Annotated in this window: 4 protein-coding genes; 2 read left to right on the top strand and 2 right to left on the bottom strand. The window is 73.6% G+C overall.

What is annotated here, in order from left to right:
* Positions 1-28 precede the first annotated feature (28 nt).
* The gene (locus AE652_RS27345) at positions 29-1,075 is read left to right on the top strand and encodes a lytic transglycosylase domain-containing protein (protein WP_369808335.1); all 1,047 of its coding nucleotides are present in this window, start codon (positions 29-31) and stop codon (positions 1,073-1,075) included.
* A 188-nt stretch (positions 1,076-1,263) separates the two neighbouring features.
* Here the strand turns inward: AE652_RS27345 and AE652_RS27340 are convergent, their stop codons facing one another.
* Positions 1,264-1,851, bottom strand: a complete 588-nt coding sequence (locus tag AE652_RS27340; RefSeq protein ID WP_049656177.1) for a TerD family protein — start codon at positions 1,849-1,851, stop codon at positions 1,264-1,266.
* 379 nt (positions 1,852-2,230) lie between these two features.
* Here AE652_RS27340 and AE652_RS27335 point away from each other — a divergent pair, with 379 nt between their 5' ends.
* Entirely contained in the window at positions 2,231-4,474 is a 2,244-nt protein-coding gene (locus AE652_RS27335) for a hypothetical protein (RefSeq protein WP_234348559.1), read from the top strand.
* Here the strand turns inward: AE652_RS27335 and AE652_RS27330 are convergent.
* The gene (locus tag AE652_RS27330; RefSeq protein WP_049656176.1) at positions 4,471-5,571 is read right to left on the bottom strand and encodes a TolB family protein; all 1,101 of its coding nucleotides are present in this window, start codon (positions 5,569-5,571) and stop codon (positions 4,471-4,473) included. The genes AE652_RS27335 and AE652_RS27330 overlap by 4 nt on opposite strands.
* Positions 5,572-5,636: the final 65 nt, after the last annotated feature.

Below are 5,636 nucleotides of genomic sequence, written 5' to 3'. Positions count from 1 at the left end.
GGCCACCGGCCCCGCGCTGCCCGCCACCGTGCTCGCCGCCTACCGCCAGGCCGAGGCCTCGCTGGCGCAGCGCTCGCCGGGCTGCCACCTGCCGTGGCAGCTGCTCGCCGCGATCGGCCAGGTCGAGTCCGGCCAGGCCAACGGCGGCCAGGTGGACGCCGCCGGCACGACGCTGACGCCGATCCTCGGCCCGGCCCTGGACGGCAACGGCTTCGCCGCGATACCCGACAGCGACGGCGGCCGCTACGACGGCGACGCCCGCTGGGACCGCGCCGTCGGGCCGATGCAGTTCATCCCCTCCACCTGGGCCTCCTGGGGCGTGGACGCCAACGGCGACGGCAAGGCCGACCCGAACAACATCTTCGACGCCGCCGAGAGCGCCGGCCGCTACCTGTGCGCGGGCGGACGCGACCTCGCCGACCCGGCGCAGCTCGACCGGGCGGTGCTCAGCTACAACAACTCCGGCGAGTACCTGCGGACGGTGCGCAACTGGATGGCGCACTACGGCAGCGGCACGGTGACCACCGTCCCGAACCGTCCGGGCTCCCCGGTGCCGCCCGCCCCGCTGCCCTCGCCGTACCTCCCGGGCCTGCCCACCGGCGGTTCGGGCACGGGCACCGGCGGCACGCCCAGCACGGAGCCGCAGCCGCCCGCACCGGTCACGCCGACGCCGGACCAGTCGCCGAGCCCCCAGCCGACGACGACCCCGAGCGCCACCGCCACGCCCACGCCCGGCGGTTCGACCTCGCCGTCGGCGACGCCGACGACCACCCCGAGCGGCGGCGCCTCCCCGACGGCGACGCCGACCGGCACGCCCACCACGACTCCGACCGGTACGCCCACGGGTACCCCGACCGGTACGCCCACCAGCTGCCCGGACCCGACGGCCACCCCCACCGGCACGCCCACCCCGACGGGCTCCCCGTCCCCGGCCGCCACGCCCACCGGCACCCCGACGGCGACGCCCCTCCCGGGCTGCCCCACCCCCACCCCGACCGCGACGGACACCCCGAGCGGCGCGCCCAGCACCACTCCCAGCGCCGCCTTCTCGCCGTCGGCCGCCCCGACGAAGTGAGCAAAGGGGCGCGGTTCCTCCTGAGGAACCGCGCCCCGCTCAACCGGCGCTGCCGGTCACTGCCTCACGGCCGCGCGCCGTTGTCCGCCCCGACCACCCGGAAGCGCTGGGCGACGACCGGCGTCCCGTCGTCGACGACCGGGACGCGCCCCATGACGCCGGCAGCGCCGGGCACCCGCAGCAGCGGGTCAGAGGTGCTTGACCAGCTCCGGCATCAGGTCCTGGAAGGTCCGCCCGCTGGCCGGCTGGCCGATCGCGGTCATCTGCCAACCCGTGGCCGTGCGCTGCACCTTGGCCATGACCTGGGCGGTGTACGGGCCGCCGGCGGTGAGCGTGTAGCGGGCCAGCTCGACGCCGGTGGTCTCGTCCACCAGCCGGCAGAAGGCCGCCTCGACCTCCTGGAAGGTCTGCCCGGTGAAGGAGTTGACCGTGAAGACGATCTGGTCGACCTCGGCGGAGACGGCGGTCAGGTCGACCGTGATCGACTCGTCGTCGGTCGCGTCGCCCGCGCCGCCGACCAGGTTGTCCCCGCTGTGCCGGACCGAGCCGTCGTTGCTGTTGAGGTGCTGGAAGAACACCACGTCCACCGGACGCCCCTGGGCGAACAGCACCGCCGAGGCGTCCAGGTCGATCTCCCGGCCGGCGGCGAGCAGCTTGGCGAAGAAGCCCTTGCGCTCCGCCGCCTTCCAGCCGAGGCCCATCCGGACCAGGCTCAGTTGTCCACCGCCCGGCTTCTCCAGGCTGATCTTCTGTCCCTTGGCCAGCGAAACGCTCATCGCGTCCTCCTCGTTCTGCCACCGCCCGTGCCGCGAATCTACAGCACTGTAGAGAATTTATGATCATCGACGGCGCCCTGCGAGCACCCCTACCCCGAACTCCCCCGGACCTCACCCCGACAACGGTCCGCACACTGAGGGAACCGGCGGTCAGACGTCTGGCGTAGCCGTGGACCGCGACCGGACGACCGGGGCGGCACACGGTCTAGGGTCGGCCCCGGGACCGCCGCCGGCAACCACGGCGCGCCGTCCGCGCACCGATCGCCGTACGCCACGACCCACCGTGCCCACGATCCACCGTGCTCACCACTCGCAGTGCTCACGACCGTTCCCGGGCCAGGCCGACCCGCGCCGGCCCGCTCACGCTGGGGGGACCACCATGCCCGAGCAGCACGAAGGAACCGAACAGCACACCACCCCCGAACGCCCGGGGGGATCCCGCCTCGGCCGCCGCAGACTGCTCCGGGCCGGCCTCGGCGCCGGCGGCGCGCTGGCCACCGTCCGGCTGCTGAACGGCGGCGCCGCCTGGGCCGCCGGGCCGTCGCCCGCACCGGCCGCGGCCGAGGACTACGGAAACTCGGAGTACCAGGGCCAGTGGCCCACCTCCCACCTGGCCGCCGGCCCCGGGACCGCCGCGCAGACCTGGCCGGACTGGGCCCGCTACGCCCGCATCGCCGACGGCACCTTCAACGAGCCCGCCGACATGCAGAGCGCCGTGGACGCCCTCAAAGCGCAGGAGGTCAGCGTCATCGAGCTGGACACCCTGCTCTCCGACTGGCTCACCGACGCCCAGTTCGCCGCGCACATGGCCGAGGTGAAGCAGTTCACCGGCCTGGCCCACGCCGCCGGCCTCAAGGTCGTCATGTACTACCCGTCGCTGGAGCTGATCTCCCCCGGCGGCGAGAAGGGCCGCTCCTTCTACAAGAACGACCAGGGCAAGAACTGGGTCCAGCGCGACCTCGCCGGCAAGCCCAACGTGTTCTACGGCAGCGTGGTGGTCTGGGTCGACCCGGGCGACGAGAGCGTCTGGCTCAGCCCCAACTCGCCCTGGCGGGACTACTACCTCAAGCGGATCAAGGGCGTGGCCGCGACCGGCGTGGACGGCATCTGGCCGGACGTCCCGATCTACTTCGACGGCGTGCAGTCCTGGTGCGACGCCTCCACCTGGGGCGCCGCCGCGTTCAAGGCCGACACCGGCCTCGCCCTTCCCACGGCCGCGAACTTCGCCGACCCGGTCTTCCGCCGCTACGTCGAGTGGCGCCACCGCAACCTGCTCCAGTTCCAGCTGGACATCGCCGACGCGGGCCGCTCGGTCAACCCCGACCTGGTCACCTTCGTCGAGACCGTGTCGATGGACTACCGCTACGCCACCTCGATCGGCCTGGACGGCGGCTACCTGCGCCAGGCCCCCGGCGCCGTCAGCCAGGTCTGGGAGGTGGACATCCTCGGCAACTACGACGGCATGCGGCACGCCACCGCCTCCGACTGGGTCTGCCTGATCTCCATGTACAAGTACGCCCGCGCCGCCAGCGGCACCAAGCCGGCCTGGGCGTTCTCCTACGGCTGGCAGGCCGACGACGCCTCGCTGGTGATGTCCCAGCTGATCGCGGCCGGCTGCAACCCGTACGAGGTGAAGACCCCGTTCAAGAACGACACCGTGGACGCCGCGATGCGCACCCGGATGTACCGCTTCGTGCGCACCAACCAGACGAAGCTCTACGACCCGGCCTCGATCGCGCAGGTCGGCGTCTACCATTCGGCGCCGTCCCGGGACTACGTGGCCCCGGGCGAGGGCAACGGGATGTACGTCAACGCCAAGGCCCCGGCCGGGATCGCCGACTGGTGGGGCGGCGACGACCCGCAGATGAGCTGCGCCTCGCTCCCCTGGCTCGGCGAGTTCCGGGGAACCGTCAAGGCGCTGGTCTACGCCCACGTCCCGTTCGACACGGTGTCCAGCCCCGGCCTGACCGCCGACGACCTGGCCCGGTTCAAGGTGCTGCTGCTGCCCAACCTCCAGGCGGTCTCGGACACCGAGGCGGCGCTGCTGCGCGGCTTCGTCTCGGCCGGCGGAACCATCGTGATCACCGGCCCGGCACCCACCGCGCTGGACGAACTCGGCGGCCAGCGCACCGAGTTCGCGCTCTCCGACGTGCTCGGCCTGCGCAAGGCCGACCCGCTTCCCACCGGCAAGCGGAACTCCTACGGCAGCGGAAGCTGTTGGTACGTCAAGGCACTGCCCGGGCTGAGCTACCTCACCAAGACCGACCAGGCCTCGGCGGACCAGCTGCTCACCGCCGTCCAGCAGGCCGCCCCGCCGGCGGTCACCCTCGCCGGGGACCGCCGGATCTTCCTGGACGCCCGGCGGCTCGGCGCCGACACCGTCGTCCACCTGGTGAACTTCACCAACTTCGGCGACACCCCGGCGGCGTTCCGCAGCGCACCCGCCAACTGCACGCTCTCCTACGCCCTCCCGGCCGGGGCGGGCGTCACCGCCGTCACCGTCGCGAGCCCGGACGGCACCGACCCGGCGCCCAAGGCCGTCCCGTACACCGTCACCGGCGCGACGGTCAGCGTGCCGCTGACCGTCGCCCAGTACTCGGTGGTGACGATCACCGTCGGCTAGCCGTTTCCAGGGGCCTGGATGCGCCAGAGGGCGGCGGGGTTGGTCTCGCCGCCCGGGGCGGACTCGAAGGCGATCCACTGCCCGTCCGGGGACCAGCTCGGCGCGCCGTCGTAGGCGGTGTCGTCGCGGGTCACCCGGACGGGAGTGCCGCCGCCCGCGTCCACCACGAAGACCTGGGCGTTCGGCAGGTCGCCGAGGTTGGAGGAGAAGACCAGGAAGCGGCCGTCCGGGGACCAGCTCGGGTCGGTGTGCTCGCCCGGCGCGTCGGTGACCCGCCGCAGCCCGCCGCCGTCCGCGTCCACCGTCCACAGCGACCAGTCCTCGCGGCCCGCGCTCCGCCGCTGGAAGACGATCCGGTCGCCCTTCGGGGACCAGTTCGGCTGCCGGTTGTCGGATCCGGTGCCCCGGCCGTCCACCAGCAGGACGGGCGCGCCGCCGCCGCGGCGGACCTTCCAGAGCGAGTCCTGCTCGGCCGCGTCGCCGTGCACCGCGGCGTGCTCCGGCTCCCAGCTCTGCTGGAAGACGATCCACTCGCCGTCCGGGGAGAAGCTCGGTTCGCTGTAACCGCTGCCGTCGGCGTGGCTGGTCACCCGCTCGGGGGCGCCGCCCGGCTTCATCAGCCAGACCTCGTCGTGCCCGGACTCCCGGTCGGTGGCGAAGGCGAAGGCGTCGGCGGCGGCGTTCCAGCTGCTGCCGGGGAGGTTGACGGCCGCCTTGTCGGGATCCTCCAACACCGTGCGCGGCGCGCCGCCGTCCAGCGGCAGGACGCCGAGGGCGGCGGCGCCCTTGTTGTAGCCCCCGCTGAACTCGGTCAGCAGCACCGAGCGGCCGTCCGGGGCGAAGGCCGGGTTCTGCGCGCTGTGGCCGCCCCCGGCGCGGTAGAGCAGCCGGGCACCGTCGGCGCGGCGCTCGGCCCCACTCGGGGAGGTGCCGCTCGGGGCCGCGCCGGTCGGGGCCGCGCCGGTCGACGACCCGCCGGCCGACGGCGCACCCGTCGGTCCGGGCGCCGGCTCCTCCTCGGAACCGGAGCCCGAGCTGCCGCAGCCGGCCAGGAGCACGACGGCAGCCAAGACCGCCGGGAGCATGCGAGTCCTCATGCCCCACAAGCTAGTTGACGATTCGTCAGTTGTCGTACGCCGCCAGGCTGATCAGGGCGCAGCCG

This window comes from Kitasatospora sp. MY 5-36 (assembly GCF_001182915.1).
In the GTDB taxonomy this organism is placed as follows: domain Bacteria; phylum Actinomycetota; class Actinomycetes; order Streptomycetales; family Streptomycetaceae; genus Kitasatospora.
Note: the sequence above shows the minus strand (reverse complement) of the source record. Positions and strands in the feature narration are given on the sequence as shown.

What these genes read in the sequence shown, in the direction of transcription:
- AE652_RS27340 (WP_049656177.1), bottom strand. Translation starts at nt 1,851, where the DNA reads ATGAGCGTTTCGCTGGCCAAGGGACAGAAGATCAGCCTGGAGAAGCCG.
- AE652_RS27335 (WP_234348559.1), top strand. Translation starts at nt 2,231, where the DNA reads ATGCCCGAGCAGCACGAAGGAACCGAACAGCACACCACCCCCGAACGC.
- AE652_RS27330 (WP_049656176.1), bottom strand. Translation starts at nt 5,571, where the DNA reads ATGAGGACTCGCATGCTCCCGGCGGTCTTGGCTGCCGTCGTGCTCCTG.